Raw genomic sequence first — 25917 nt, 5'->3', positions numbered from 1 at the left:
CCGCCCGGAACGGCACCGGCGGCACCGGCAGCCGCACGGCGCCGGCACGCGGCCCGACCGAGCGGCGTACCGTCCCGCACACGGGCGGTGCGACCCGCCCGGAACGGCACCGGCGGCACCGGCAGCCGCACGGCGCCGGCACGCGGCCCGACCGAGCGGCGTACCGTCCCGCACACGGGCGGTGCGACCTGCCGGGAGGGGTGACGCACGGTGGCGGTCCGTCCGTGCCTCCGGAGCGGTGCTCCCGCCCGGAGCCTCCCGTCAACGGCCCGCCCGTGCCCCCTGGTGGCGTCGTGTCAGCCACAGGGCGCCTGCCGCGCCGGCGAGCAGGACCGTGCCGCCGAGGGTGCCGAGGGCGACCGCCGAGTCCTCGGGCCCGGTCCGCGGCAGCCCGGCGCCGGTGCCGGGGCGGGAGCCGCCGCCCTGGGCGGCACCGGTCGTGGCACCGCCCCCCGCGGCCTCGACGTCGAGGGTGAGGGACGGGCCCGGGTCGTTCGTCGGGGTGCACGTGGTCGTCGTACCGAGCGCCTTGATGGTGAGCACGGCAGCGGTGAAAGTGACCTCGCCGCTCTTCTTCGGCGTGTACGTGCCGCTCAGGTCGCTGATCTTGATGGGTGTGTTGGCCGGGATCGCGGCGTCGTTGGCGGGGCCGGTCACCGACAGGGTGCCGCTGTCCGCACCGCCCAGGGCGATGGTGGCGCTCGGCGTCATCGCGCCCTTGCCCAGTTCGACCGGGCTGGAGGAGACGCCCTTCTGCCAGGACATGGTGATCCGGTAGCCGTTGCCGCCCCTGACGCCCTTGATGTCGATGGGGGAGACGGCACTCTTGTCGCCGATCGGCGTCTTGCACTGGTAGTTGACGTCGACGACCTCGGCCCGGGCCACGGGGGCGGCCATCAACACCGCCGAGCCGGCCAGGGCCGTGGCGGACGCGAGCGCGGCGGTTCGTTTCCGGTACGACACGGTGCCGCTCCCCTTCCTGTTCCTGACGGCGTATCAGATAGGGCCGTCAAGGTACGCCCGGGGCCTTGAGGAAGGAAGACACAGCGCACGCCGGATCTGCGAGGGATCCGGCGTGCGCTGAGCAACGTACAGGGGGGTGCGCGGCGGCGCCCCGAGGTGCGGGGACTCCAAGGATCAAGCAGGCGGCCATGATCACGCGATGCGCCCGAACCGAACAGAGGCGCCCAGGATCAGGCAGGTGCGCCCAGTTCCGCCCACACCGTCTTGCCGGAGACTCCCGGCGTGCGGACCACGCCCCAGTCGAGGCACAGGCGCTGGACGATGAACATGCCATGACCACCGGGGCGGCCCGCGCGGTGCGGGGTACGGGGTGCGGGCTGGCCGGTACCCCGGTCGGCGACCTCGACGCGGATCACCTTGTTGTCGCAGGAGATCCGCAACTGGTCCGGCCCCTCGGCGTGCAGACAGGCGTTGGTCACCAGCTCGGAGACCACCAGCAGCACATCCTCGGCGGCGGCCCGCTGGTCGGCGGAGGCGGCGGGCAGCCAGCCCCACGCGTACAGCGCCTGGCGGGTGAAGTCACGGGCCAGCGGAACGACGCCGCTCTCGTCGTCGAAGCTCAGCCGACGCACCTGCGGACCCCCCGGCGACGCCGCGGCCCCGGACGGCGCTCCCGCGCCCTCGCCGGACGCGCCGGTCGCCGCTACGCCACCCTCGGACGCCCCGGAAGCGCCGCCGGGCTCCGGCCCGCGGTCGCCCGGCGGGTAAGGCCGGGTGGTGCTCATCAGCGCTTCACCTCACCGATTCACCAGTTCACGATTCAAAAAGTTCACTGCACAGCCAGTCACGTTCCGGCCGGTCACGCCATGCGCGGCGCATCGGCCTCGCGGCGCCCCCGTCACCCGGGTGCCCGACAGGTTCAGGATGTCTCCTGCCCTGGGGGACCGGCTGAACACCCATGTATTCCGCACGAAAGACATGACAGGGCTGGGATACCGGTCACAGAGGGGTCGCCGAGGCACCGCGCGCCGATGCACCGCCGGTCAGCCCGACTCGTCGGCCAGGGCCGCCTCGAGCGAGTCATGGACACTGAAGACCGCGTCCGCGCCCGTGATCTCGAACACGCGCGCCACCACCGGCTGCATACCGGCGAGCGAGACGCCGCCACCGGCGGCCTCCGCCTTCAGCCGCGCCCCGAGGAGCACGTTGAGCCCCGTGGAATCACAGAACTCCAGGCGCGCGCAATCGATGACCAGGCGCTTGAATCCCTTGGCGAGGCAGTCCTCGAGTGGCTCACGCAACAGATCGGCGGTGTGGTGATCCAACTCACCCGCCGGGGTCACGACGGCACTAGAGCCCTCTTCCCGCACCTCCACCAGAAGCCGGCCAGACTGTGCGCTGCCGACCGTCCCGCGGTCCATGCCGTCTCTCTCTCCCGACGTCGAGGTGGTTGCTGACGCCCTCGAACACTACGCCTTCCCAGCACGGTCCGACACCCGAACAACTACACACAAACGGACATATGCCCACAGAACGCACTTGCGGTGGGCTCGGGAAAGCGGGTAGGCCTAGTAAGGACACGTACCCGACACGGCCGGCTTTGGAGGCGCCGCACACCGCAGTGCACCTAACGGCTCCGGCAGCCTTATGCCGAGAACGATGGAGGACATCATGTCACCCCGGCTCGACGACTCGCGTACCCACAAAGCGGCGTCGACACCCCCTCCGGAACATCTGGATCCCATCGAGCAGGTCGAGACGCTCGTCACACAGGACGGCCTTCTCTCCGGACTTCCGGACATCCCCCCGTACGAGGAAGTCGATGCGGTCGACGCCCGGGCGCTGTCCAAGACCCTCTTCGAGCGTCTGGAGACGCTGGAGGAAGGGACCCACGAGTACTCGTACGTCCGCAACACGCTCGTCGAACTGAACCTCGCGCTGGTCAAGTTCGCCGCCTCCCGGTTCCGCTCCCGCAGCGAACCGATGGAGGACATCATCCAGGTCGGCACCATCGGCCTGATCAAGGCGATCGACCGCTTCGAGCTGTCCCGCGGTGTGGAGTTCCCCACGTTCGCGATGCCGACCATCGTCGGCGAGATCAAGCGCTTCTTCCGCGACACCTCGTGGTCCGTGCGCGTTCCGCGGCGGCTGCAGGAGCTGCGGCTCGACCTGGCCAAGGCCGGTGACGAGCTGGCCCAGAAGCTGGACCGCGCCCCGACGGTGACCGAGCTCGCCGAGCGCCTCGGCCTCTCCAAGGACGAGGTCGTCGAGGGCATGGCCGCGTCGAACGCCTACACCGCCTCCTCGCTGGACGCCCAGCCTGAGGAGGACGACTCCGAGGGCGCGCTCGCGGACCGCATCGGCTACGAGGACCACGGACTCGAAGGCATCGAGTACGTCGAGTCGTTGAAGCCGCTGATCGCCGAACTCCCGCCGCGCGACCGGAAGATCCTGTCCCTGCGATTCGTCGCGGGCATGACCCAGTCGGAGATCGGCGAGGAGCTCGGCATCTCGCAGATGCACGTCTCGCGGCTGCTGTCGCGGACGCTGGTGAAACTGCGCAAGGGGCTGACCGTCGAGGAGTGATCCTCGGCGACCCTGGTGTACGTGTCCCCCGGGGGCGGGCCGGAAGGCCCGCCCCCGGGCGCGTGCCACCGGTGGTCCGCGGCAGCCTTCCAGGGGCTTCTCCGGCCGCCGCTCAGGAGTTGAGGAACAGCGCCGCCGTCGGCAGCAGCGGGGCCGTCAGGCTCAGCAGCCAGTAGGTGTGCGGGGCGAGTGCCGTCCGGCGCCGGAGCGGTCTGTTGGCGAGCCACCAGATCAGGCCGTAGAGCGTGACGACGGGGACGACGATCACGAGCGCGGGGGCCATGCCGTCGTTCTCGGTGGGTTCCCGCGTGGTCCAGCCGGCGTCGGCGAGCGGCCAGTTCGCCGCGAGGTACCAGAGCAGCCAGAACGGCACCACGCCCGGTATGCCGAGCAGCACGTTCACCACGAGTGGTGCCGACCAGTGCTTCGCGATCCGTCCCCGCCCCATGTGCCCCCGCCCTCCGCCGATGCCGGTCGTCGTCCGACCGGCATCGCATTATCGCGGACCGGTGATCACACCACGCGCTCTCCGCGCCGCCACACCCCGCCGACCAGCGGGACGCCGGGGCGGTAGGCCAGGTGGACGTGGCTCGGGGCGTCCAGGAGCGTCAGGTCCGCGTACGCGCCCGGCGTGAGGCGGCCCACGTCGTCGCGCCGCAGGGCCGCCGCGCCGCCCGCGGTCGCCGACCACACGGCCTCGTCCGGGGTCATCCCCATGTCCCGTACCGCCAGCGCGATGCAGAACGGGACGGACGAGGTGAAGGACGAGCCGGGGTTGCAGTCCGTGGACAGCGCCACCGTGACACCCGCGTCCAGCAGCCGCCGCGCGTCGGGCCATTCGGCCCGCGTGGAGAACTCGGCGCCGGGCAGGAGGGTGGCGACCGTACGGCTGCCCGCCAGGGCCTCCACGTCCGCGTCGGTGAGGTGGGTGCAGTGGTCGGCGCTGGCAGCGTCGAGCTCGACCGCGAGCTGCACACCGGGTCCGTAGGAGAGCTGGTTGGCGTGGATGCGGGGGTGCAGGCCCTTCGCCCTGCCGGCGGTGAGGATCGCGCGGGCCTGGTCGCCGTCGAAGGCGCCCTTCTCGCAGAAGACGTCGATCCAGCGGGCGTGCGGGGCGCAGGCGTCCAGCATCTCGCCGGTGACCAGCGCGACGTAGCCGGCCGGGTCCTCCGCGAACTCGGGGGCGACGATGTGGGCGCCGAGGTAGGTGACCTCGTCGGTGTGGGCGGCGGCGACGCGCAGGGCCCGGGCCTCGTCCTCGACGGTCAGGCCGTAGCCGGACTTGGTCTCGAACGTGGTGGTGCCCTGGCGGAGGGCCTCGCGGAGGTAGCGGGTGACGTTGGCCTCGAGTTCCGCGTCGCTCGCCGCCCGCGTGGCCGCCACGGTGGTGCGGATGCCGCCCGCGCTGTACGGCCGCCCGGACATGCGGGCGTTGAACTCCTGCGTCCGGTCGCCCGCGAAGACCAGGTGGGAGTGGGAGTCCACGAAGCCCGGGAGGACCGCCCGGCCTTCGGCGTCGACCCGATTGTCAGTGGCGGGTGCTTTGCTTTGATCACCGGTCCACACGACGCGGTCGCCCTCGATGGCGACCGCTGCGTCGTGGATCAGTCCGAGGGGGGAATTGTCACCGAGGGAGGGGTCGTTGGTGACCAGGCCGGCGATGTTCGTGATGAGCGTGCTTGCGGTGCTCGCGGAGTGGGCGGGGCTGACGGTCGTCGCGTTGCTCATGGCGTCCTTGGTGGCCTGGTCGGCGGTGGGGTCGGGTTCAGGGGCGGAGGCGGGCCGCGCGGGCGTGCGGCCCGCGGTCATCCGCGCAGGGCTTCGACGGCGTCCGCGAGGGCTCGCGGCACGTCCGGTACGAGGGAGTGGACCCCGTCCCGTACGACGTGCCGGCCTGCCACGACCGTATGCGACACGTCCGCTGCCGACGCGGCGAATACGGCCGTCTCGGCCCCGAGCCGCGGAAGCGGCCCTGCCGTCCTGACCGAGTCGAGCGCGACGGTGGTGAAGTCGGCGAGCGCGCCGGTCTCCAGTGCCCCCGCCTCGTCCCAGCCGAGGGCCGCGTGGCCGTCGGGCGAGGCTGCTCGCAGCAGGGCCGCCGCCGTCCAGTGACCCCGGGTGCGGGTGCGCAGCCGCTCGTTCAGTTCCAGCGCCCGCGCCTCTTCGAGCAGGTCGATCACGGCATGGCTGTCGGAGCCGAGACAGAGCGGTGAGCCCTCGTTCTGCAGGGCCGCGGCCGGTCCGATGCCGTCCGCGAGGTCCCGTTCGGTGGTCGGGCACATGCAGGTGCCGGTGCCGCTGCCGCCGATGAGCGAGACGTCCTCGGCGGTGAGGTGGGTGTTGTGGACCCCGGTGGTGCGCGGCCCGAGGACGCCGTGCAGGGCGAGGAGCTGGGTCGGGGTGCAGCCGTGGATCTCCCGGCACGCCTCGTTCTCGGCGGTCTGCTCGGACAGATGCACATGGAGCGGGGCCCGCCGCTCCCCGGCCCACCGCGCGACGGTCTCCAACTGCTCGGCGGGCACGGCCCGTACGGAGTGGATCGCCGCGCCGATCCGTGCGTGATCCCGTTCCTTGAGAAGTGAACAGCGTGCGGCCCAGGTCTCGGCGTCCCCGTCGGAGAAGCGGAGCTGGTGGGTGGTGGGGGGCTGCCCGAAGCCGGAGGAGAGGTAGGCGGTGTCGAGGAGGGTGATGCGGATACCGGCTTCGGCGGCGGCCGCGATGAGGGCCTCGCCCATGGCGTTGGGGTCGGCGTAGGGGGTGCCGCCGGGGGCGTGGTGGACGTAGTGGAACTCGCCGACGGCCGTGATGCCGGCCAGGGCCATCTCGGCGTACACCGCGCGGGCGAGGGCGTGGCAGCTGTCCGGGGTGAGCCGGGCGGCCGTGGCGTACATGACCTCGCGCCAGGTCCAGAAGGTGCCGGAGCCGACCTGGACGGTGCCGCGCAGGGCGCGGTGGAAGGCGTGGCTGTGGGCGTTGGCCAGGCCGGGCAGGGTGAGCCCGCGCAGGACTTCGGCGCCGGGGGGCGGCGCGGGGGTGTCCGGGCGGACGGCGGCCACGCGGCCGTCCCGGACATCGAGGGCCACGCCCGGCTCGACATGGTCGCCGAGCCAGGCGTGCTCCAGCCAGTACGTCCGTGGGGCTGCTGTCGTCACCTGCACGCCAGTCCTTCCAGTACGTCGGCGAGTGCGCGTACCCCGGCCACGCAGTCGTCCTCGCTCGCGGACTCGGCCGGGGAGTGGGAGACGCCGGTGGGGTTGCGCACGAACAGCATGGCGGTCGGGATGCTCCCGGACAGGATCCCGGCGTCGTGTCCCGCGCCGGTGCCGAGGACGGGGACCGTGAGGCCGGTGCCCGTGCCGAGGATGCGGGCGAGCTCGTCGCGCAGGGCGTGGTCGAACTCGACGACGGGGGTGAAGGACTCGCGGACGATGTCGAGGTCGACGCCGTGCGCGTCCGCGTAGCTCCGGGCCGCCTTCTCGATGCCGCCGACCACGGTGTCGAGGCTCACCTGGTCCTCGGCACGGGAGTCGAGCCAGCCGCGCACGAGGGAGGGGATGGCGTTGACGCCGTTGGGTTCGACGGCGATCTTGCCGAAGGTGGCGACGGCTCCGGCGAGTTCGGCCTCGCGCCGGGCGGCGAGGACGGTCTCGGCGTAGGACAGCATGGGGTCGTGGCGGTCGGCGAGCCGGGTGGTGCCGGCGTGGTTGGCCTCGCCGCGGAAGTCGAACCGCCACCGGCCGTGGGGCCAGATGGCGCTGGCGATACCGACCCGGTCGCCGGACAGGTCCAGGGCCCGGCCCTGCTCGACGTGCAGCTCCACGAAGGCGCCGATGCGGGCGAGCCGTTCGGGGTCCGGCCCGATCGCGTCCGGGTCGTATCCGGCCGCCTCCATGGCCCGGGGCAGCGTCACGCCGTCGCCGTCGGTGAGCAGGTGCGCCTGCTCTCGGGTGAGCTGCCCCGCGGTGAGCCGGGACCCGACGCAGGCGAGGCCGAACCGGGCGCCCTCCTCGTCACCGAAGTTCACGATGGCGAGGGGGCGGTCGAAGCGGGCGTCCCTGCCGCGCAGCTCGTCCAGGGCGGCGAAGGCGGAGACGACCCCGAGGGGGCCGTCGAAGGCTCCGCCGTCCGGGACGGAGTCGAGGTGCGAGCCGGTGACGACGGCGTCGCCCTCGGCGGGGTCCCCGAGCCAGGCCCACTGGTTGCCGTTCCGGTCGGCCTCGTAGCGCAGGCCGCGGGCGGTGGCCTGGTCCTCGAACCAGGCTCGGCATTCGCCGTCGGTCCCGGTCCAGGCGAACCGCCGGTACCCGCCGGAGCCGGGGTGCCGCCCGAGAGGGAGCAGCTCGCGCCACATCTGGTGGAAGGAGCTGCCGGTGTCCTGTGTCACGCCGAGTCACCCTCGCGCATCGGGACGCGGACGCCCCGTTCCCCCGCCACCGACTCCGCGATGTCGTACCCGGCGTCGACGTGCCGGATGACGCCCATGCCGGGGTCGTTGGTGAGTACCCGGCGGATCTTCTCGCCCGCGAGCGCCGTGCCGTCGGCCACCGTCACCTGCCCGGCGTGGATGGACCGGCCCATCCCGACGCCGCCGCCGTGGTGGATCGACACCCAGGACGCCCCGGAGGCGACGTTGACCATGGCGTTCAGCAGCGGCCAGTCGGCGATCGCGTCGGATCCGTCGAGCATGGCCTCGGTCTCGCGGTAGGGGGAGGCGACGGAACCGCAGTCGAGGTGGTCGCGGCCGATGACGACCGGCGCGGCCAGCTCCCCGCTCGCGACCATGTCGTTGAACCGCTCGCCGGCCTTGTCCCGCTCGCCGTAGCCGAGCCAGCAGATCCGGGCGGGCAGGCCCTGGAAGTGGACACGCTCGCCGGCCATCTTGATCCAGCGGTGCAGGGACTCGTTCTCCGGGAAGAGCTCCAGGATCGCCTTGTCGGTCTTGGCGATGTCGGAGGCCTCGCCGGACAGGGCGGCCCAGCGGAAGGGGCCCTTGCCCTCGCAGAACAGGGGGCGGATGTAGGCGGGGACGAAGCCGGGGAAGGCGAAGGCGCGGTCGTAGCCGGCGAGCTGGGCCTCGCCGCGGATGGAGTTGCCGTAGTCGAAGACCTCGGCGCCGGCGTCCATGAAGCCGACCATGGCCTCGACGTGCCGGGCCATGGACTCGCGGGCCCGGGTGGTGAAGCCGGCCGGGTCCTTGGCGGCGGCGTCGGCCATGTCCTCGAAGGCGATGCCGACGGGCAGGTAGGCCAGGGGGTCGTGGGCCGAGGTCTGGTCGGTGACGATGTCGATCGGGGCGCCCTCGGCGAGCATCCGCGGGAGCAGCTCGGCGGCGTTGCCCAGGAGGCCGATGGACAGCGGCTTGCGCTGGTCCCGGGCCTCGGTGGCCAGCTGGAGCGCGTGGGCGAGGCTGTCGGCCTTCACATCCAGGTAGCGGTGCTCGATGCGGCGCTCGATGGCGCGCGGGTCGACGTCGATGCAGATCGCCACGCCGTCGTTCATGGTCACGGCGAGCGGCTGGGCGCCGCCCATGCCGCCGAGACCGGCGGTGAGGGTGATGGTGCCGGCCAGCGTCCCGCCGAACTTCTTCGCTGCGACGGCGGCGAAGGTCTCGTAGGTGCCCTGGAGGATGCCCTGGGTGCCGATGTAGATCCAGGAGCCCGCGGTCATCTGGCCGTACATGGTCAGGCCGAGGTGTTCGAGGCGGCGGAACTCCTCCCAGTTGGCCCAGTCGCCGACGAGGTTGGAGTTGGCGATGAGGACGCGTGGAGCCCACTCGTGGGTCTGCATGACGCCGACGGGGCGGCCGGACTGGACCAGCATGGTCTCGTCCTGCTTCAGGCCCTTCAGGGTGCGCACCATGGCGTCGAAGGAGCGCCAGTCGCGCGCGGCCTTGCCGGTGCCGCCGTAGACGACGAGCTTGTCGGGGTGCTCGGCGACCTCCGGGTCGAGGTTGTTCTGCAGCATCCGCAGGGCGGCTTCCTGCTGCCATCCCAGGGCGCTCGGTTCCGTGCCGCGCGGCGCTCGGACGGGGCGGGGTCCTGACATGGTCTGCCTCCTGGTGGGTCTCCCGGCGGAATGTTGCCGCTTCTATTCACATCCTGACCTCATGAATAGAGCTAGTCAATACGTGGGGGGCGTCGGCGCGGCGGTGCCGTGGATGTTTGGCTGGATGCATGGGCGCACACATCGAGACGGAAGAGGCGGGCGGCACCGGGGCCCGGCGGGCGGCGCGGCGGGACGAGGCGGTGCGGGCCGCCGTGGAACAGGGGCTGCTCGGGCCCGGCAGCCCCGTCGTCGGGCTGCTGGACGTCACCGGCATCAGGGAGTCGGCGGCGGAGCTGCGGTCGGCGTTCGAGGCGGTGGTGGCGCCGGGCACGCCCGTGCTGCACGCCTTCGCGGTGAAGGCGACCCCGCTGGTGCCGGTGCTGCGGCTGCTGCGTGAGGAGGGCGTCGGTGCGGAGGTCGCGAGCCCGGGTGAGCTGGCCCTGGCGCGGGCGGCGGGCATGCCGTCGCGGATGACGGTGCTCGACTCGCCCGCGAAGACGCCGGCCGAGCTGCGTGAGGCGCTGGACCTGGGCATCGCCGTCAACGCGGACAACCCGCAGGAACTGGCCCGGATCGATGCCCTGATACGGTCCTCGACCAGCCGCTCCCCGCTGGGGGTCCGGGTGAATCCGCAGGTCGGCGGGGGTGCAATCGAGGCGCTGTCCACGGCGACGGCCACCTCGAAGTTCGGGGTGGCCCTGCGTGACGAGGGGGCCCGGGAGTGGGTCGTCCGGGCGTATCTGGACCGGCCGTGGCTGACCCGGCTGCATGCGCACACCGGGTCCCAGGGCATTCCGCCGGCCCTGATGGCCCGGGGCGTGGCGGAGACGTACGCGCTGGCGGAGGAGATCAACCGGCGGGCCGGGCGGCGGCAGGTCGACACGCTCGACATCGGCGGCGGCCTGCCGGTGAACTTCGCGTCGGAAGCGACGGAGCCGACCTACGCGCAGTACGCGCGGCTGCTGGCCGAGGAGGTGCCGGGGCTGTTCGACGGGCGGTACGGGCTGGTCACCGAGTTCGGGCGGTCACTGCTGGCGAAGCACGGGACGGTGGTGGCACGCGTCGAGTACGCGAAGGCCTCCGGCGGGCGGGCGGTGGCGGTGACGCACGCCGGGGTGCAGGTGGCCGTGCGGACCGTGTACGCGCCGGAGAGCTGGCCGCTGCGGATCTCCGCGTACGACGCGAAGGGGCTGCCGAAGGAGGGGCCGGCGGTGGTGCAGGACGTCGCGGGGCCGGCCTGCTTCGCGGGGGACCTGCTGGCCGAGGGGCGGTCCATGCCGTTGCTGGAGCAGGGGGACTACGCGGCGGCGCTGGACACCGGCGCGTACTACTTCGCGCATCACTACGGCTACAACTCACTGGTGCGGCCCGGGGTGTACGGGTTCGGGCCGGGCGGGCGGTTCGCGGTGGTGCGGCGGGCGCAGACCGTGGAGGAGGTCGTGGCAGAGTCGGGTGGGGCGCAGGTGGATGCGCTGACAGAAGCGGGGTGGGTGGTTCCGTAGCGGTCCGGCCGCGGCATCGGTGGGGCTTGTCGCGCTCACGCGGCGGAGCCGCACATCTACACGGCCCCGCGCCCCCGCGGTGGGACCACCGCTGCCCCGTCACCGGCGCCGGCGCCCCGCCAGAAGTGCCGCCCCACGTACGTCATGACCGGTCACGTTCACGCGGCGGAGCCGCAGGTCGACGCAGCCCCGCGCCCCCTGCGGTGCGCCAAGTGCTGCGCGGTCACACCAGCGTCGGCGATTTCCTTCGTGCGCCTCCCGGCGACGCGTCGCCCGCCGCGATGCCCGTGCTGCGGTAGGTCTTCACCCGCTTGCCGGCCGGGTGGGCCGCTCCCCCGCGCAGCCAGTCCACCCGGACCCACAGCAGCGCGTCTCCGGCCCGCTCCCGGCGGCCCAGCCAGGCCGACTTCAGCCAGAGGCCCGCGCCGCAGCCGGCCAGGAGCATGCCCCCGGCCGCCGGGGCGGCGAAGGCGCTGCCCAGGGCGGCGAGGAAGGCGAGGAGGAGCCACCAGCGGTGTCCTCGGCGCCAGTTGCGTACCGTGACCGCGCGGTCCTGGAGCACGTCGTGCTTTCCGGCCCGGGACGCGGAGGCGGCCAGGGCCACGTAGCGCTTGCGCCGGACGGAGCCCGCGACGGCCCCCGCCAGGACGAAGAGGGCCGCTCCGGCGAGGACCCCGATGCGGCGTCCCGTCAGGCCCGGTGCGAGCAGGCCGACACCCGCCGCGAGAACACCCAGCCACCACAGCGGGGCTGCCCCCGCCCGTACGACGACGGCCACCCGGGCCAGTCCCTGTCCTCCACGCGTCACGTCCAGCCTCCGTCCGGTCTCCGAAGCCTTGGGGAGCCGAAGGTTAGCGACGCAATGTGAGACGAGTCTGAGAAGCCGCGCGGCGTGCCGTCAGTCGACGAACAGGCCCCGCGCCGCCGCCTTCGTGTCGAACTCCTCCAGGCGGGCCTGGGCCTGCGGCAGGTCGTCGCACATGGCCTCCAGCAGGACCCGCCCGAGCAGCATCGGCGCACAGGCCGTGTCGAAGGCGAGACCGGTGCCGACGGCGGCGGGGAGCAGCAGGTCGGACACCTTGGCGACGGGTGCGAAGGCGGAGTCGGCGACCGTGACGACGGTCAGCCCGGCCTCCTTGGCGTAGGCGAGGGTGTCGACGACCTCGCGGGGGTGCCGGGGCAGCGCGAAACAGAGCAGTGCGCTCGCGCCGGCCCGGACGGCGGCGTCGATGCGGTCCTGGAGCATCGTGCCGCCCTCGCCGAGCAGCCGTACGTCGGGATGGACCTTCGCGGCGAAGTAGGCGAAGCCGTGTGCCTGGGCGGCGGCCGCCCGCAGACCGACGACGAGGAGGGGGCGGGAGGCCGCGAGGAGACGCCCCGCCCGCTGCACAGGGGCGGGGTCGGCCAGCGCCTCCGCCAGGTGCCGCAGGTTCTCGATCTCGGCCTCGACGGCCTGCTGGTACTCGTTGTGGGCCCCGGTCTCCTCGGCGGGTTCGGCGGGGGCGACCTCGCGCAGATGGCGGCGCAGGGCGGGGTAGCCGTCGAAGCCCAGGGCGACGGCGAAGCGGGTCACGGACGGCTGGCTCACCCCGGCCAGCTCGGCGAGCTCCACACTCGACAGGAACGGCACGTCGGCGGCGCGGCGCACCATGCTGTGCGCGATGCGCCGCTGGGTCGGCGTCAGCCGGTGGCCCTCGAAGAGCGCCTGCAGCCGCGCGGCAGGGCTGTCGGTCACGCTCATGACGTGCTCCCCCTCGCCTATTCAGTAGCTGAGGATTCTGCATGAGCATATGCAGAGCGGCAAGCCGGACCGGAAGGCTACGACGGTACGACGACCGTCATCCCCTTGCCGAACAGGGGGGCTAACCCCAGTGCGGCCGATGGCGGCGCTGCCTACGGTGGGCCGTATGACGGGAACGGACGCGCGGGACGCCGACCTGAAGAAGGAACTCGACGCCACCCTGCACGCCCGCAGGGATCTGGGCGAGGACTACGAGTCGGTGCTGGTCGACTCCTTCCTGGAGAAGGTCGACCGGCGGATCGACGACGCGGTGGAGCGCAGGGTGCGCCGGCAGCTCGCCGAGCAGCAGATGCAGAACGCCCGGGACTCCCGATCGCCGAGGGCCACGGACTCCTGGGGCGAGCGGTTCGGCTTCGGGATCGTCTCCCTGGTCCTCGCGGTGCCGCTGTCCGCGATCGGCGGGACCCTGGCACACGGGCCCGGCATGCTGATCGCCTGGGCGGGCATCGTCGGCGTCAACGTCGCCCAGGCGGCCCGTACCAACCCGAACGTCTTCGGCCGTCGCCCCAGGCCCTCCCGGGACAGCGGCTGGCAGGACTGAGCGCCCGGCTCCCCGGCTTCGGACCTGCGCGTGCACGACACGCGTTGGTGACCTGCACGCGCGGGACGCGGGGATGACGCGCACGCACGAGATGCCGGGGGGAGTGATGTGCGCGGGGACCGCCGCACCCCCGTGAACGGGGGGCGGGACGACGGCGGTCCCCGCGAAGGACGCGGACCCGGTCAGGCCGGGCTTGCGCGTCCGTGGCGTCCGTGGAGGTCCGGGAGCCGCTCCGGAGGTCCGTCGACGCCGTTCGGCGCCGGCCCGGGCGGGGAGCCGCTCCCGCCCTTGCCGACACCCACCAATGTGCAGGACCCGTGTTAAGCGAGTGCTGCGCGAACGTGACACCCGCGTACCGGTTCCACGAAGCCCGCGAAGATCACGGACGCCGCAAGTTCACCCGGTTCACGGGCAGTTCACCGGGTGTTGGCCGTCACTTCCCCGCGCGGGCGAGGAAGGACAGCAGGTCCTGCCGGCTGACCACACCGGTCGGCTTGCCCTCGACGAGGACGATCGCCGCGTCCGCCCTGCCCAGCACGGCCATCAGGTCCGCGACCGGCTCACCGGAGCCGACCTGGGGCAGCGGGCCGGACATGTGCTTCTCCAGCGGGTCCTCCAGCGAGGCGCTCTTGCTGAACAGCGCGTCCAGCAGCTCGCGTTCCACGACCGAGCCGACGACCTCGGCCGCCATCACGTCGGGGTGGCCGGCGCCCGGCTTGACGACCGGCATCTGCGAGACGCCGTACTCGCGCAGCACCTCGATGGCCTGCCCGACCGTCTCCTCGGGGTGCATGTGGACGAGGGAGGGCATGCGGTCGCCCTCCTTGTCGTTCAGGACGTCGCCGACGCGGGCGCTCGGGCCGGTGTCCTCCAGGAAGCCGTAGTCGGCCATCCACTCGTCGTTGAAGATCTTGCTGAGGTAGCCGCGGCCGCTGTCCGGCAGCAGGACGACGACGACGTCGTCCGGGCCGAGCCGCTCGGCGACCTCCAGCGCGGCGACGACCGCCATGCCGCAGGAGCCGCCCACCAGCAGGCCCTCCTCCTTGGCGAGGCGGCGGGTCATCTGGAAGGAGTCCTTGTCGGACACGGCGACGATCTCGTCCGCGACGGTCCGGTCGTAGGCGGTCGGCCAGAAGTCCTCGCCGACGCCCTCGACGAGGTAGGGCCGGCCCGAGCCTCCGGAGTAGACGGAACCCTCGGGGTCCGCGCCGACGACCTTCACGGAGCCGTCGCTGATCTCCTTGAGGTAGCGGCCGGTTCCGGAGATGGTGCCGCCGGTGCCCACGCCCGCCACGAAGTGGGTGATCTTCCCCTCCGTCTGCTCCCACAGCTCGGGGCCGGTGGAGTGGTAGTGCGAGAGCGGGTTGTTGGGGTTGGAGTACTGGTCCGGCTTCCAGGCCCCGGGCGTCTCACGGACCAGCCGGTCCGAGACGTTGTAGTACGAGTCCGGGTGCTCGGGGTCGACGGCCGTCGGGCAGACGACGACCTCGGCGCCGTAGGCACGCAGCACGTTGATCTTGTCGGTGCTCACCTTGTCGGGGCACACGAAGATGCACTTGTACCCCTTCTGCTGGGCGACGATGGCGAGCCCGACGCCGGTGTTGCCGCTGGTCGGCTCGACGATCGTGCCGCCGGGCTTGAGCGCGCCGCTCTCCTCCGCCGCCTCGATCATGCGCAGGGCGATGCGGTCCTTCACCGAACCGCCGGGGTTGAAGTACTCCACCTTGGCCAGGACCGTCGCCCTGATGCCCTTGGTCACGCTGTTGAGCTTCACCAGCGGGGTGTTGCCGACGAGGCTGATCATCGAGTCGTGGAACTGCACCGTTGTCTCCGGATGCCGCAGAAGTGGTCTGAGTGGTGCCGCCAGCCTATGACCTCGTCGTGGTCCGTGACGGTCGTTCACTCCTCGTTGAGATTGGGCGACGGGCTGTTCGGGGCAAGCACTGGGTGTACGGGTTCGAGGAGGTGGCAGCGACGCATGACGAGCATGTCGAGGGCGAGGGTGGCCCGGCGGATCGCGGCCGGCGCGGCGTACGGCGGCGGCGGGGTCGGTCTGGCCGGGGCGGCCGCACTGGGGCTGGTGCTGGCCGAGGTGCAGCTGGCGCGGCGCCGGGTGGGCAACGGCACGTCTCCTCATGTGCCGCACGCGGACGGGCTGTACGGCCGTACGTACGCCGGTCCGGCCGGGGCACCGCTGAGGCTGACGATGCTGGGTGACTCCACGGCCGCGGGCCAGGGTGTGCACCGGGGCGGGCAGACACCGGGGGCGCTGCTGGCGTCGGGGCTGGCCGCGCTGGCGGAACGCCCCGTGGAGCTGCGCACGGCCGCGACCCCGGGTGCCTGTTCGGACGACCTGGACCGCCAGGTCTCCCTGGTGCTGGCCGATCCCGCTCCGGTGCCCGACATCTGCGTGATCATGGTGGGGGCGAACGACGTCACGCACCGCATGCCGGCGACCCGCTCGGTGCGCTGTCTGGCCTCGGCGGTGCGGCGGCTGCGCACGGCCGGTGCGGAGGTGGTGGTCGGCACCTGCCCGGACCTCGGCACGATCGAGCCGGTCCGCCAGCCCCTGCGCTGGCTGGCCCGGCGGGCCTCACGCCAGCTGGCGGCGGCCCAGACGATCGGAGTCGTCGAACAGGGCGGCCGCACCGTGTCGCTGGGCGACCTGCTGGGCCCCGAGTTCGCCGAGAACCCGCGCGAGCTGTTCGGCCCGGACAGCTACCACCCGTCGGCCGAGGGTTACGCGACGGCGGCGATGGCGGTGCTGCCGACGGTCTGCGCGTCCCTGGGTCTGTGGCCGGCCGAGGAGGAGCGCCCGGACGCCTCGCGCCGCGAGGGTTTCCTGCCGGTGGCACGGGCGGCGGCGGAGGCCGCTTCGGAGGCGGGCACGGAGGTCGCGGCGGCGATGCCGAGCGGACCGCGCGGACCGTGGGCTTTGCTGAAGCGCCGGCGGCGCCGGCGGGTACCCGAGCAGGAGCCGGCCCCCGCGACCCCTTCGAGCTGAGGAGCACCGCCGCGCAACGGGAAACATCCCTCCGAGCCGAGGCGATGAAAAAGCAAGCGCTTGGAAACTGCGGTCAGGGTCACACCGTGACACCCGTGACCCAGGCCATACGTACGGGTAACTTCCCAGTCAGCCCTGCCAGACCACCCGGTACGTCAATGGAGCCGTGATGCCCGAAGCCGTGATCGTCTCAGCCGCCCGCTCCCCCATCGGCCGCGCCTTCAAGGGCTCCCTGAAGGACGTGCGACCGGACGACCTGACCGCCACGATCATCCAGGCCGCCCTGGCCAAGGTCCCCGAGCTGGACCCGAGGGACATCGACGACCTGATGCTCGGCTGCGGCCTGCCCGGCGGCGAGCAGGGCCACAACCTCGGCCGCGTCGTCGCCGTGCAGATGGGCATGGACCACCTGCCGGGCTGCACCGTCACCCGGTACTGCTCCTCCTCCCTGCAGACCTCCCGGATGGCCCTGCACGCCATCAAGGCCGGTGAGGGCGACGTCTTCATCTCGGCCGGCGTCGAGACGGTCTCCCGCTACGCCAAGGGCAACTCCGACAGCCTCCCGGACACGCACAACCCGCTGTTCGCCGACGCCGAGGCCCGCACCGCCGCGGTCGCCGAGTCCGAGGGCTCGACCTGGCACGACCCGCGCGAGGACGGCCTGCTGCCCGACCCGTACATCGCGATGGGCCAGACCGCCGAGAACCTGGCCCGCACCAAGGGCGTCACCCGCCAGGACATGGACGAGTTCGGCGTCCGCTCGCAGAACCTCGCCGAGGAAGCCATCAAGAACGGCTTCTGGGAGCGCGAGATCACCCCGGTCACCCTCCCCGACGGCACGGTCGTCTCCAAGGACGACGGCCCCCGCGCCGGCGTCACCCTGGAGGGCGTGCAGGGCCTCAAGCCGGTCTTCCGCCCCGACGGCATGGTCACGGCCGCCAACTGCTGTCCGCTGAACGACGGCGCCGCGGCCCTGGTGATCATGTCCGACACCAAGGCCCGCGAGCTCGGCCTCACCCCGCTCGCCCGCATCGTCTCGACCGGCGTCTCCGGCCTCTCCCCCGAGATCATGGGCCTCGGCCCGGTCGAGGCGAGCAACCAGGCGCTGAAGCGCGCCGGGCTGGGCATCGGCGACATCGACCTGGTCGAGATCAACGAGGCGTTCGCCGCCCAGGTGATCCCTTCCTACCGCGACCTGGGCATCCCGCTGGAGAAGCTGAACGTCAACGGCGGCGCGATCGCCGTCGGTCACCCCTTCGGCATGACCGGCGCCCGCATCACCACCACGCTCATCAACTCGCTCCAGTTCCACGACAAGCAGTTCGGGCTGGAGACGATGTGCGTCGGCGGCGGCCAGGGCATGGCCATGGTCATCGAGCGCCTCAGCTGAGCGGCAGGCCGTAGCCGCCATAGCACCCGCAGTGAGCCCCCGGCCCGGAACCCTGGAAACACCAGGGTTCTGGGCTGTTTTGTGATCCAATCTCCCCCAGGATGTGACCTATCTCCTTCCCTCAAGGGAGAAGCGCAGGTCACAGTAGCCCCACCCCCTCCCCCGACACCGAAGCCCTGTCCGTTTCGTGATGTTACGCACTGACAGCTGGTCAGTCCGCCCTTCAAGCTGATGTAGGAAGTCGGGGGTCGACTTTGAACCGGGAGTACGTCAGTGAGCGCCATGCCGATCGCGTTGCTGGTCACCACGGCCGCCACGGGCGCCGTGGGTGTCGCCGTCCTGCGCACCGTCCTGCAGCTGCGCCGACAGGTCGCGGCCCTGCACACGGCGCTGGCCGAGAGCCGCGCCGCCACCACCCGTGCGCTGCTGCCCGCCGCCCGTACCGCTGCCGACACCGATGAGATACGCGCCGCCGTGGCCGCGGCGCTCGCCGAGGAGCGGGAGCGGGAGCTCGCCGAGGCGCGGGCGTTCTGGGCCGCCCAGGAGGCCCGCGACGCCTCCGACGCGCCCCCGCTGCTGGGCCTGCCCGAGCACGATCTGTTTCTGCCCCGCCAGGCCGATTTCGCCGGCCTGGAGCCGGTGTCCGAGTCCGGCGCGGACACCGAGGAGCCGGCCGGCGAGTCCCCGGAGCTGGCCGCGGCCCGCCGACGCCACCCCTCCCACCCCGACTTCGTGCCGACGCAGTCGCCGGTCTCGAACGACCACGAGCGCACCGTCGCCACCCTGGAGGAGCTGGCCTCCTCCCGTGTCGAGCTGACGGACGTGCGCCCGGGCCCGCTGGGCACGCTGGACGTGTACGTCTTCGCCGACGGCACGACCCTGTGCATGACCCCGGGCCACCGGGAGACGGCGGAGCACCTCGCCACCGCCCTCCGCGCCGGTGCCACCCCGGTCCTCCTGGGCGGCTCCGGCATCTCGGGCGCCTACACCCTGACGTTCGAGTGCGGCGAGGAGAACGTCTACATCCTGGCGGACAGGGTCATCGCGTCCCTGTAGGCGGAGCGCCCCCTCAGGGGCGCGGGGAACTGCGCGAGCAACGAGCGACGGCCCGCACCCGCGAACGTGGCTCAGACACCCGCCCGCTTCTGCGCCTCTTCCACCAACCGCACCGCTTCGGCAACGTCCGCATCCCCGGACAGCACAACGGCCAGATCGTGCCCCGCCACGGTGATCTGATCTGCGGCAGCAAACATCCCCGCATCCGGCATCTCCCGAGGCTCCACGCCCTCGAGGACCTGCGCCCTCCGGGCCAACTCCCGGGCCAGCTCCAGAGCCTCGGCGGCAGCGCCCCGCTGCAACCTGCTCTGGGGCGCAGCCCTCAATCGATCGGCGAAGTGCTCCACCGCACGGCTCAGAGGCGTCGTATCAACCACGCCGCGAGCGTACGCGTCGCACCGGGACTGTTGCCAACGGGCGAACACTCAGGCACCGTGACCTGAAGGACCGGCTTACATCCCAGCGTCCGGAGGCGCCGATGTCCCAAGTCTTCTCCGAAGAGACCCATCGCAACATGCTCGCCCGCATCCCCCACTGCACCGGTCGTCAGATCTCCGACTGGTTGCGCACCGTCGACGAAGGCCCGTCGCTCTTCCGCTTCGAGGAAAAGGTCAGCTGGCTCCGGCACGAACACAACCTCGCGTACGGCCACGCCAAGGCGATCGTGCACGAGTACGACCTGAGGAGGGCCGCGCGCAAACTCCGCTGAGGCGCGCACCCTCCCCCGACGACGAAGGGCCCCGGCCGAAGCCGGGGCCCTTCGCGCTACGACCGTCGAGGACTAGTCGCTGCTGTTGAGGATCGAGAGGAGCCTCAGGAACTCCATGTAGATCCACACCAGCGTCAGCGTGAGGCCGAAGGCCGCGAGCCAGGCCTCCTCGCGCGGGGCGCCGTAGGCGACGCCGTCCTCGACCTGCTTGAAGTCCAGGGCGAGGAAGCAGGCACCGAGGATGATGCCGATGACGCCGAAGACGACGCCGAGGGCACCGCTGCGGAAGCCGAGGCCGTCACCGCCGCCGAACACCGCGAACAGCAGGTTCACGGTCATCAGCAGGATGAAGCCGAGCGCGGCCGCCATCACGAAGCCGTAGAAGCGGCGGTTGACGCGGATCCAGCCGGCCTTGTACGCGATCAGCACACCGGCGAAGACCGCCATGGTGCCGATCACGGCCTGCATGGCCGCACCGTCGGCGATGCGGTTGTCGACGATGTTGGACACGACGCCGAGGAAGACACCCTCGAACGCGGCGTACGTCAGGATCAGCGCGGGCGAGGCCTTGCGCTTGAAGGACTGCACGAACGCCAGGACCATGCCGATCAGCGCGGCGCCGATACCGATGCCGTAGCTACGGCCGATGTTGGCGTCGTCGATCGGCAGCAGGGCCCAGGAGAGCGCCGCGGTGAGGATGAGCACGCCGAGCGTGCTCGCCGTGCGCAGGACGACGTCGTCGATGGTCATCCGGCCGGTGGTGGCCGGGGCCTGCGGCGGCGCGCCGTACTGCAGGTCCTGCTGCTGGGCGTAAGGGTTCTGCGCGTACGGGTTCTGCGCGTACGGGCTGCCCGTCGGCTGGGCGTACGGGTTGCCCTGGGTGGCGACAGCGGGACCCCCGGCCTGCGGCGCGGTGTTGAAGCCCGCGTAGCCGTTGTCGCGGCTGAACCCCCGTCGCGAGAAGACCGGGTTTCTGCTCCTCATTTCACTCCTCCATGGCCACCAGGCGTGGCCTTGGCTCAAGAGTAATAGGTAGGCAAAGGAATGACCCTACTGCTTGGGGAGGATCTTTCCCTCGTCGTGCTGCGCAACACGCTACGTGGCGTGGTGATTCCCCTCACCGGAGGGGTCGCCCGGGCGGACTCACCCGAAGGGGAAGCAGGTGTACCCCTCCGCCAGGTCCGTCTCGGCGGCGCGGGAGGAGGTGATCCGCTCCAGCCGGGCGAGCTGGAGCCGGTCCTCGAAGGGCGTAGCGCCGGGCGCGCGGTGCAGCAGGGTCGTCATGTCGTACGAGAACCGCTCCGCCTGCCAGACGCGGCGCAGGCAGGTCGCGGAGTAGGCGTCGAGCAGCTCCGCCGATCCGGTCCGCTGCCGGTGGATCAGGGCCCGGGCGAAGGTCACGACGTCGCCGACGGCGAGGTTCAGGCCCTTGGCCCCGGTCGGGGGGACGATGTGAGCCGCGTCACCGGCGAGGAAGAGGCGGCCGTGGCGCATGGGCTCGTGGACGTAGGAGCGCATGGGCGTGACCGACTTCTGGGTGACGGGGCCGCGCTCCAGACGCCAGCCGTCGTCGGTCTCGAACCGGCGCTCCAGCTCGTCCCAGACCTCCTCGTCGCTCCACGCCCCGGCGTCGGTGCCGTCGGGCACCTGGAGGTAGAGGCGGGAAACGGCCGGCGACCGCATGGAGAGCAGGGCGAAGCCGCGGTCGTGGCGGGCGTAGACGAGTTCGTCGTGCGAGGGCGGCACGTCGGCGAGGATGCCGAGCCATCCGAAGGGGTACGTCCGCTCGAAGACCCGGGTCAGTGCGGCGGGGATCGCCTTGCGGGCCACGCCCCAGAAGCCGTCGCAGCCGACTGCGTAGGCGCACTCCAGGACGTCCTCGCGACCCTCGTGCCGGAAGCGGATCCGCGGGGCGTCGGTTCCGGCGTCCTCCACGGCCAGCGCCTCCGCCTCGAAGAGCAACGGCCCGCCGTCCCGGAGCTGCAGGGCGATGAGGTCCTTGCACACCTCGGTCTGGGCGTAGACCATCACCGACCTGCCGCCGGTGAGGGCGGGGAAGTCCACGCGGTGGCGCCGGCGGTCGAAGCGGAGCTCGATGCCGTCGTGGCGCAGCCCCTCGCGGTCCATGCGCTCCCCGGCGCCGGCCGCGCGCAGCACGTCCGCCGTGCCCTGCTCCAGGATCCCGGCGCGCTGCCGCCGTTCGACGTAGGAACGGTCGCGGCTCTCCAGGACGACCGAGTCGATGCCGGCGTTGTGGAGCAGCCGGGCGAGGAGGAGGCCGGCGGGGCCCGCTCCGATGATGCCGACGGTGGTGCGCATCGGACGACCTCTTCTCCCGTGTTCGTCAGGTGAAATTTCTTTCACCATGTGGGTCCGAGTTTCCGACGGCATGCGGCCGCTGTCAACGGGCACGCCGTGAACTCTTCAATGGACCACACAGGGATCGGATGGTGCCCGGAGCCGGACTCGAACCGGCACGCCCGCGAAGGGGCAGCGAGGTTTAAGCTCGCCGTGTCTGCATTCCACCATCCGGGCAGGCCGTGAGCTCCGCATCGAGGTTCCGAGACTATCCGGACGGGTCCCCCGAACAGCGGAAGCGTGGACCGATGTTGTCTTATTTTATTGACGTCTGAGGGTGCATCAGCACACGGAACGCGCCATCCGCACTTGCCAACAGCCTTGCGTGCGGCGGTCGGCCGTGTATGCGGAATGACGGAATTTCACCGCCCTAACGAGGGCACTCCACCTGTTCTCGACACCCGGAAGCATCGGTTCCCGACACCGGGGCCCCTCAGGGGCGTTCGTCATCCCCAGGTATGACACTGCCTCGCTCGGTCAGACCGCAGTCGGTCACCGGAACCGGAACAGCGGGGGACTACACGGCGGCGTGGGACCCGGACGATGGAACACGTCCTTCCCCATGCACAGCCGTCCGACAGGAGTGCCATCCCGTGACCACCGCTTCCCTCACCGACCGGGCCACCGCAGCGGCCGCGCGCGCCACGGATCTGTCGAAGGTCTACGGGCAGGGTGAGACCCAGGTGGTCGCCCTGGACCGCGTCTCCGTCGACTTCCGGCAGGCGGAGTTCACCGCGATCATGGGCCCGTCCGGCTCCGGCAAGTCCACCCTGATGCACTGCGTGGCCGGTCTCGACTCCTTCTCCTCCGGGTCGGTGCGCATCGGCGACACCGAGCTCGGCTCGCTGAAGGACAAGCAGCTGACCAAGCTGCGCCGGGACAAGATCGGCTTCATCTTCCAGGCGTTCAACCTGCTGCCGACCCTCACGGCCCAGGAGAACATCACCCTGCCGATGGACATCGCGGGGCGCAAGCCGGACAAGGAGTGGCTGGAGTCCGTGATCCGCATGGTCGGTCTGGCGGACCGGCTCGGCCACCGGCCGTCGCAGCTGTCCGGCGGGCAGCAGCAGCGCGTCGCGGTGGCCCGGGCGCTGGCCTCCCGTCCCGAGATCATCTTCGGTGACGAGCCCACCGGAAACCTCGACTCCCGCTCGGGCGCCGAGGTGCTGGGCTTCCTGCGCAACTCCGTGCGGGAGCTGGGCCAGACGGTGGTGATGGTGACGCACGACCCGGTGGCCGCCGCCTACGCGGACCGGGTGGTCTTCCTCGCTGACGGCCGGATCGTCGACGAGATGCACGGGCCGACGGCCGACTCCGTGCTCGACCGCATGAAGGCGTTCGACGCCAAGGGCCGCACCAGCTGATCCCCCGTCAGGACCGACAGGACTGAGAAGAAGAACCCATGTTCCGTACCGCCTTGCGCAATGTGCTCGCGCACAAGGCCCGGCTCCTGATGACCGTGCTCGCCGTGATGCTCGGCGTGGCCTTCGTGTCGGGGACCCTGGTCTTCACCAACACCATCTCCGACGCCTACCAGAAGAGCTCCGCCAAGGGCTTCGACCAGGTCGACGTCTCCATGACCGCGGACTACCAGGAAGGCGAGGGCGACAAGGTCGGAAAGCTCCACGAGCTGACCCGGGCCACCCTCGACAAGAGCGAGCGGGTGCCCGGGGCCGCGTCCGCCATCGGCGTCGTGCAGAACTTCACGGCCATCGCCGGCAAGGACGGCAAGCTCATCGGCCAGGGCTTCGAGTCGCAGGGCGGCAACTACTGGGGCACCAAGGACCCGCGGTACCCGCTCGTAAGCGGACACGCGCCCGAAGGCCCCGGTGAGATCCTGATCGACTCCCGGACCGCGAAGCGCGCCGGCTACAAGGTCGGCGACACCGTGCGGATGTCCGTCGACGGCCCGGTCCTGACGCCGAAGATCACCGGCATCTTCACCACCGACGACGGCAACGTCGCGGCCGGTGGCAGCCTCACCCTGTTCGACACGGCGACCGCCCAGAAGCTGCTGGGCAAGCCGGGCGTGTACGACCAGATCGACGTCAAGGCGAAGCCGGGCGTCTCCCAGACCGCACTGAAGGCGGAGCTCGAGAAGGCGCTGCCCGAGGGCACGGTCTCCACCACCACGGGCAAGCAACTCGCCGACGACCAGGCGGAGATGATCTCCCGGTCGATGAGCGGCATGCAGACGGCCCTGCTGGTCTTCGCCGGCATCGCCCTGTTCGTCGGCACGTTCATCATCGCCAACACCTTCACCATGCTGGTCGCCCAGCGCACCAAGGAGCTTGCTCTGATGCGGGCGGTGGGCGCATCCCGTCGGCAGGTGACGCGCTCGGTGCTCATCGAGGCGTTCGTGGTCGGCGCGGTCGCCGCCGTGACCGGGCTCGTCGCCGGCATCGGCATCGGGGCCGGACTGCGCGCCCTGATGGGCACGTTCGACGCGACCGTGCCCGACGGGCCGCTGGTCGTCACGCCCGGCACCGTCCTCGCCGCGCTCGCCGTCGGCATCCTGGTGACCATGCTCGCGGCATGGCTGCCCGGCCGCCGGGCCGCGAAGATCCCGCCGGTCGCGGCCATGAGCAGCGTGCACGCCAAGGCCACCACCAAGTCGCTGGTGCTGCGCAACACGCTGGGCGCCCTGGTCTCGGCCGCGGGCATCGCGGTGGTCCTGGTGGCCACGACCATGGACGGCACGGACGGCCAGATGCCGATGGGCCTCGGCGCGGTGCTGCTGATCATCGGTGTGTTCATCCTGACCCCGCTGCTGTCCCGCCCGCTGATCGCCGCCGCGGCACCGGTGCTGCGCGCCTTCGGCATCTCGGGCAAGCTGGCCCGGCAGAACTCGGTGCGCAACCCGCGCCGCACGGCGGCCACCGCCTCCGCGCTGATGATCGGCCTGACCCTGATCACCGGCATGACGGTGATGGCGGGCAGTCTGCAGCAGGCCATCGAGAAGATGGCGTCGGCGTCGATCAAGGCCGACTACGTGGTGTCCATGGCGAACGGCAACCCGCTGTCGCCGGACGTGGAGAAGAAGCTCGAGCAGGCCGGTGACGTCACCGCCACCAGCCCGATGCTCAACGCCGAGACCCGGATCGGCGGACAGAGCGAGTACGTGACCGGCGTCAACGGCGCCGCGGTCCGCGACCTGGTCGGCCCCGAGCTGGAAGAAGGGTCCTTCAAGGTCGGCGGCACCCAGGTCGTCGTCGACGGTGAGACCGCCAAGTCCTACGGCTGGAAGGCCGGTTCCGCCTTCACCGTCGCCTTCGCCGACGGCGAGAAGCGGAAGCTGACGGTCGCCGGGACCTACGAGAGCAACGACTTCCTGCGCGGCATCCTGCTCGACGAGAAGACCCTCGCCCCGCACGAGTCGGACCCGTACAACATGAAGGTCCTGGTGAAGACCTCCGACGGCACGTCCGGAGCGGTGCAGGACCGGCTGGAGAAGGCCCTCGGCACCAACCCCGCGATCAAGGTGCAGTCCAAGGACGACATCTCCAACGAGATCGCGAGCATGTTCACGCTGATGCTGAACATGGTCTACGGCCTGCTCGCGATGGCGGTGATCGTGGCGGTCCTCGGCGTCATCAACACCCTGGCCATGTCGGTGTTCGAGCGCTCGCAGGAGATCGGCATGCTCCGTGCGATCGGCCTGGACCGCAAGGGCATCAAGCGGATGGTCCGCCTTGAGTCCCTGGTGATCTCCCTGTTCGGGGCGGTGCTGGGCATCGGACTCGGCGTGTTCTTCGGCTGGGCGGCCGGTGAGCTGCTCGCCTCGAAGATGGCCACGTACGAGCTGGTCCTGCCGTGGGCGCGGATGGGCCTGTTCCTGCTGCTGGCCGCGACGGTGGGTGTCCTCGCGGCACTGTGGCCGGCCCGGCGTGCGGCCCGGCTGAACATGCTGGAGGCCATCAAGGCCGAGTAGCGCATGTGCGAAGGGCCCTTCTCCCACCTTC

At 71.5% G+C, this 25917-nt stretch carries 23 protein-coding genes and 1 tRNA gene; 9 read left to right on the top strand and 15 right to left on the bottom strand.

What is annotated here, in order from left to right:
• Positions 1 to 261 precede the first annotated feature (261 nt).
• The 3 genes from ACFCXS_RS15600 to ACFCXS_RS15590 all read right to left on the bottom strand — a co-directional run bounded on the left by ACFCXS_RS15600 (position 262) and on the right by ACFCXS_RS15590 (position 2384).
• A complete protein-coding gene (locus tag ACFCXS_RS15600; protein WP_376643782.1) occupies positions 262 to 963 on the bottom strand; it encodes an LPXTG cell wall anchor domain-containing protein in 702 nt (233 codons plus the stop codon).
• A gap of 230 nt (positions 964 to 1193) precedes the next feature.
• Positions 1194 to 1748 (bottom strand): ATP-binding protein, encoded by a 555-nt coding sequence (locus ACFCXS_RS15595; protein WP_376643781.1) that lies wholly within the window; start codon positions 1746 to 1748, stop codon positions 1194 to 1196.
• Positions 1749 to 2006: 258 nt separating this feature from the next.
• Complete coding sequence (locus tag ACFCXS_RS15590) at positions 2007 to 2384, bottom strand: STAS domain-containing protein (protein WP_031102780.1); 378 nt, start codon at positions 2382 to 2384, stop codon at positions 2007 to 2009.
• Positions 2385 to 2634: 250 nt separating this feature from the next.
• On the opposite strand from ACFCXS_RS15590, the gene ACFCXS_RS15585 reads away from it, so the two are divergent.
• Positions 2635 to 3549, top strand: coding sequence for an RNA polymerase sigma factor SigF (locus tag ACFCXS_RS15585; RefSeq protein ID WP_376643780.1), 915 nt, complete (start codon positions 2635 to 2637; stop codon positions 3547 to 3549).
• A gap of 112 nt (positions 3550 to 3661) precedes the next feature.
• Here ACFCXS_RS15585 and ACFCXS_RS15580 read toward each other — a convergent pair whose 3' ends face one another.
• From ACFCXS_RS15580 to hutU, 5 genes are all read right to left on the bottom strand, one after another.
• A complete protein-coding gene (locus ACFCXS_RS15580) occupies positions 3662 to 3997 on the bottom strand; it encodes a hypothetical protein (RefSeq protein WP_376643779.1) in 336 nt (111 codons plus the stop codon).
• A 65-nt stretch (positions 3998 to 4062) separates the two neighbouring features.
• Positions 4063 to 5358, bottom strand: coding sequence for an imidazolonepropionase (gene hutI, locus ACFCXS_RS15575; RefSeq protein WP_376643778.1), 1296 nt, complete (start codon positions 5356 to 5358; stop codon positions 4063 to 4065).
• Entirely contained in the window at positions 5355 to 6707 is a 1353-nt protein-coding gene (locus ACFCXS_RS15570) for a formimidoylglutamate deiminase (RefSeq protein ID WP_376643777.1), read from the bottom strand. Before ACFCXS_RS15570 ends, hutI begins: the two co-directional genes overlap by 4 nt.
• Positions 6698 to 7900: an allantoate amidohydrolase gene (locus ACFCXS_RS15565; RefSeq protein WP_376643842.1), complete on the bottom strand. Its 1203-nt coding sequence runs from the start codon at positions 7898 to 7900 to the stop codon at positions 6698 to 6700. Before ACFCXS_RS15565 ends, ACFCXS_RS15570 begins: the two co-directional genes overlap by 10 nt.
• Before the next feature lie 29 nt (positions 7901 to 7929).
• Positions 7930 to 9594 carry a urocanate hydratase gene (gene hutU, locus ACFCXS_RS15560; protein ID WP_376643776.1) on the bottom strand — a complete coding sequence of 555 codons (1665 nt, stop codon included), beginning with the start codon at positions 9592 to 9594 and terminating at the stop codon, positions 7930 to 7932.
• A gap of 128 nt (positions 9595 to 9722) precedes the next feature.
• Here hutU and ACFCXS_RS15555 point away from each other — a divergent pair, with 128 nt between their 5' ends.
• Positions 9723 to 11096: a diaminopimelate decarboxylase gene (locus tag ACFCXS_RS15555; protein ID WP_376643774.1), complete on the top strand. Its 1374-nt coding sequence runs from the start codon at positions 9723 to 9725 to the stop codon at positions 11094 to 11096.
• 223 nt (positions 11097 to 11319) lie between these two features.
• Here the strand turns inward: ACFCXS_RS15555 and ACFCXS_RS15550 are convergent, their stop codons facing one another.
• The gene (locus tag ACFCXS_RS15550) at positions 11320 to 11904 is read right to left on the bottom strand and encodes a hypothetical protein (RefSeq protein ID WP_376643773.1); all 585 of its coding nucleotides are present in this window, start codon (positions 11902 to 11904) and stop codon (positions 11320 to 11322) included.
• A gap of 90 nt (positions 11905 to 11994) precedes the next feature.
• On the bottom strand, positions 11995 to 12837 hold the full coding sequence (locus ACFCXS_RS15545) for a MurR/RpiR family transcriptional regulator (RefSeq protein ID WP_376643772.1): 843 nt from the start codon (positions 12835 to 12837) through the stop codon (positions 11995 to 11997).
• Positions 12838 to 13003: 166 nt separating this feature from the next.
• Here ACFCXS_RS15545 and ACFCXS_RS15540 point away from each other — a divergent pair, with 166 nt between their 5' ends.
• Positions 13004 to 13438, top strand: a complete 435-nt coding sequence (locus ACFCXS_RS15540) for a hypothetical protein (protein WP_376643770.1) — start codon at positions 13004 to 13006, stop codon at positions 13436 to 13438.
• Positions 13439 to 13871: 433 nt separating this feature from the next.
• On the opposite strand, the gene ACFCXS_RS15535 is transcribed toward ACFCXS_RS15540, so the two are convergent.
• The gene (locus tag ACFCXS_RS15535) at positions 13872 to 15260 is read right to left on the bottom strand and encodes a cystathionine beta-synthase (RefSeq protein WP_376643769.1); all 1389 of its coding nucleotides are present in this window, start codon (positions 15258 to 15260) and stop codon (positions 13872 to 13874) included.
• 156 nt (positions 15261 to 15416) lie between these two features.
• Between ACFCXS_RS15535 and ACFCXS_RS15530 the strand changes: the two genes are divergently transcribed.
• The 3 genes from ACFCXS_RS15530 to ACFCXS_RS15520 all read left to right on the top strand — a co-directional run bounded on the left by ACFCXS_RS15530 (position 15417) and on the right by ACFCXS_RS15520 (position 18888).
• Positions 15417 to 16442, top strand: a complete 1026-nt coding sequence (locus ACFCXS_RS15530) for an SGNH/GDSL hydrolase family protein (protein ID WP_376643767.1) — start codon at positions 15417 to 15419, stop codon at positions 16440 to 16442.
• 169 nt (positions 16443 to 16611) lie between these two features.
• A complete protein-coding gene (locus ACFCXS_RS15525) occupies positions 16612 to 17832 on the top strand; it encodes an acetyl-CoA C-acetyltransferase (protein ID WP_350700563.1) in 1221 nt (406 codons plus the stop codon).
• Between the two features lie 273 nt (positions 17833 to 18105).
• Positions 18106 to 18888, top strand: a complete 783-nt coding sequence (locus ACFCXS_RS15520) for a hypothetical protein (RefSeq protein WP_376643766.1) — start codon at positions 18106 to 18108, stop codon at positions 18886 to 18888.
• A gap of 71 nt (positions 18889 to 18959) precedes the next feature.
• Here ACFCXS_RS15520 and ACFCXS_RS15515 read toward each other — a convergent pair whose 3' ends face one another.
• Positions 18960 to 19265 (bottom strand): hypothetical protein, encoded by a 306-nt coding sequence (locus ACFCXS_RS15515; RefSeq protein ID WP_376643765.1) that lies wholly within the window; start codon positions 19263 to 19265, stop codon positions 18960 to 18962.
• Positions 19266 to 19366: 101 nt separating this feature from the next.
• Between ACFCXS_RS15515 and ACFCXS_RS15510 the strand changes: the two genes are divergently transcribed.
• Positions 19367 to 19597: a DUF4287 domain-containing protein gene (locus tag ACFCXS_RS15510; protein ID WP_376643764.1), complete on the top strand. Its 231-nt coding sequence runs from the start codon at positions 19367 to 19369 to the stop codon at positions 19595 to 19597.
• A gap of 72 nt (positions 19598 to 19669) precedes the next feature.
• On the opposite strand, the gene ACFCXS_RS15505 is transcribed toward ACFCXS_RS15510, so the two are convergent.
• The 3 genes from ACFCXS_RS15505 to ACFCXS_RS15495 form a co-directional block, all read right to left on the bottom strand.
• Positions 19670 to 20581: a Bax inhibitor-1/YccA family protein gene (locus ACFCXS_RS15505; RefSeq protein WP_376643763.1), complete on the bottom strand. Its 912-nt coding sequence runs from the start codon at positions 20579 to 20581 to the stop codon at positions 19670 to 19672.
• Between the two features lie 159 nt (positions 20582 to 20740).
• A complete protein-coding gene (locus tag ACFCXS_RS15500) occupies positions 20741 to 21916 on the bottom strand; it encodes a 4-hydroxybenzoate 3-monooxygenase (RefSeq protein ID WP_376643762.1) in 1176 nt (391 codons plus the stop codon).
• Between the two features lie 129 nt (positions 21917 to 22045).
• Positions 22046 to 22132 (bottom strand) — tRNA-Leu (locus ACFCXS_RS15495).
• 416 nt (positions 22133 to 22548) lie between these two features.
• Between ACFCXS_RS15495 and ACFCXS_RS15490 the strand changes: the two genes are divergently transcribed.
• Together ACFCXS_RS15490 and ACFCXS_RS15485 are read left to right on the top strand one after the other, a co-directional pair.
• Positions 22549 to 23319, top strand: a complete 771-nt coding sequence (locus ACFCXS_RS15490) for an ABC transporter ATP-binding protein (protein ID WP_376643761.1) — start codon at positions 22549 to 22551, stop codon at positions 23317 to 23319.
• A gap of 38 nt (positions 23320 to 23357) precedes the next feature.
• Positions 23358 to 25886 carry an ABC transporter permease gene (locus ACFCXS_RS15485; protein WP_376643760.1) on the top strand — a complete coding sequence of 843 codons (2529 nt, stop codon included), beginning with the start codon at positions 23358 to 23360 and terminating at the stop codon, positions 25884 to 25886.
• The last annotated feature ends 31 nt before the right edge of the window (positions 25887 to 25917 follow it).

Origin of the sequence: Streptomyces sp. NPDC056373, from assembly GCF_042262425.1 — a bacterium.
Lineage (GTDB): Bacteria > Actinomycetota > Actinomycetes > Streptomycetales > Streptomycetaceae > Streptomyces.
This window is presented reverse-complemented; position numbering and strand designations above follow the sequence as displayed.

Excerpts from the sequence above, each read along its gene's own strand:
- ACFCXS_RS15595 (WP_376643781.1), bottom strand. The coding sequence starts at position 1,748 with ATGAGCACCACCCGGCCTTACCCGCCGGGCGACCGCGGGCCGGAGCCC.
- ACFCXS_RS15590 (WP_031102780.1), bottom strand. The coding sequence starts at position 2,384 with ATGGACCGCGGGACGGTCGGCAGCGCACAGTCTGGCCGGCTTCTGGTG.
- ACFCXS_RS15585 (WP_376643780.1), top strand. The coding sequence starts at position 2,635 with ATGTCACCCCGGCTCGACGACTCGCGTACCCACAAAGCGGCGTCGACA.
- ACFCXS_RS15580 (WP_376643779.1), bottom strand. The coding sequence starts at position 3,997 with ATGGGGCGGGGACGGATCGCGAAGCACTGGTCGGCACCACTCGTGGTG.
- hutI (WP_376643778.1), bottom strand. The coding sequence starts at position 5,358 with ATGACCGCGGGCCGCACGCCCGCGCGGCCCGCCTCCGCCCCTGAACCC.
- ACFCXS_RS15565 (WP_376643842.1), bottom strand. The coding sequence starts at position 7,900 with ATGTGGCGCGAGCTGCTCCCTCTCGGGCGGCACCCCGGCTCCGGCGGG.
- hutU (WP_376643776.1), bottom strand. The coding sequence starts at position 9,594 with ATGTCAGGACCCCGCCCCGTCCGAGCGCCGCGCGGCACGGAACCGAGC.
- ACFCXS_RS15555 (WP_376643774.1), top strand. The coding sequence starts at position 9,723 with ATGGGCGCACACATCGAGACGGAAGAGGCGGGCGGCACCGGGGCCCGG.
- ACFCXS_RS15545 (WP_376643772.1), bottom strand. The coding sequence starts at position 12,837 with ATGAGCGTGACCGACAGCCCTGCCGCGCGGCTGCAGGCGCTCTTCGAG.
- ACFCXS_RS15540 (WP_376643770.1), top strand. The coding sequence starts at position 13,004 with ATGACGGGAACGGACGCGCGGGACGCCGACCTGAAGAAGGAACTCGAC.
- ACFCXS_RS15530 (WP_376643767.1), top strand. The coding sequence starts at position 15,417 with ATGACGAGCATGTCGAGGGCGAGGGTGGCCCGGCGGATCGCGGCCGGC.
- ACFCXS_RS15525 (WP_350700563.1), top strand. The coding sequence starts at position 16,612 with ATGCCCGAAGCCGTGATCGTCTCAGCCGCCCGCTCCCCCATCGGCCGC.
- ACFCXS_RS15510 (WP_376643764.1), top strand. The coding sequence starts at position 19,367 with ATGTCCCAAGTCTTCTCCGAAGAGACCCATCGCAACATGCTCGCCCGC.
- ACFCXS_RS15505 (WP_376643763.1), bottom strand. The coding sequence starts at position 20,581 with ATGAGGAGCAGAAACCCGGTCTTCTCGCGACGGGGGTTCAGCCGCGAC.
- ACFCXS_RS15500 (WP_376643762.1), bottom strand. The coding sequence starts at position 21,916 with ATGCGCACCACCGTCGGCATCATCGGAGCGGGCCCCGCCGGCCTCCTC.
- ACFCXS_RS15485 (WP_376643760.1), top strand. The coding sequence starts at position 23,358 with ATGTTCCGTACCGCCTTGCGCAATGTGCTCGCGCACAAGGCCCGGCTC.